The 559-nt window shown below is 65.8% G+C and carries 1 protein-coding gene; it reads left to right on the forward strand.

The features are described 5' to 3' along the window. A partial coding sequence (locus tag APU02_RS19860; protein WP_120714926.1) for an Ig-like domain-containing protein occupies positions 1–559 on the forward strand: 559 nt, incomplete at both ends.

Genomic DNA, 559 nt, shown 5'->3' on the forward strand with positions numbered 1-559 from the left:
GACACTGCCGCGCCGGTGGTGACCATCAACACCGTGGCGACGGACGACATCATCAACAGCGCCGAACACGGCCAGACGCAGCTGGTCAGCGGCGCCGTCAGCGGTGCGGCGGCGGGTGATGCGGTCGTCGTCACCATTAACAACAAAACCTACACCACGGTGGTGGATGCATCCGGCAACTGGAGCGTCGGCGTTCCGGCGGCAGATATCACCGCCCTGAACGACGGCACCACCACTGTGTCAGTGACCGTGACCGACGCGGCAGGCAACAGCGGCTCGGCCACCCACGATGTGAACGTCAACACCGCCGCACCGGTGGTGACCATTAACAGCGTGACCGCCGACGACGTGATCAACGCCGCCGAGCAGGGCGCGGACCTGACGCTCTCCGGCACCACCACAAACGTGGAAGCCGGCCAGAACGTCACCGTCACCTTTGGCGGCAAAACGTACACCGCCAGCGTTGACAGTAACGGAGCATGGACGCTGGTCGTCCCGGCAGCGGATCTGGCGACCCTGACCGACGGCAGCGCCCGCGTGGAGGCCAGCGTCAGCAATG

This window comes from Citrobacter sp. 50677481, assembly GCF_001463265.1.
Classification (GTDB): domain Bacteria; phylum Pseudomonadota; class Gammaproteobacteria; order Enterobacterales; family Enterobacteriaceae; genus Citrobacter_A; species Citrobacter_A sedlakii.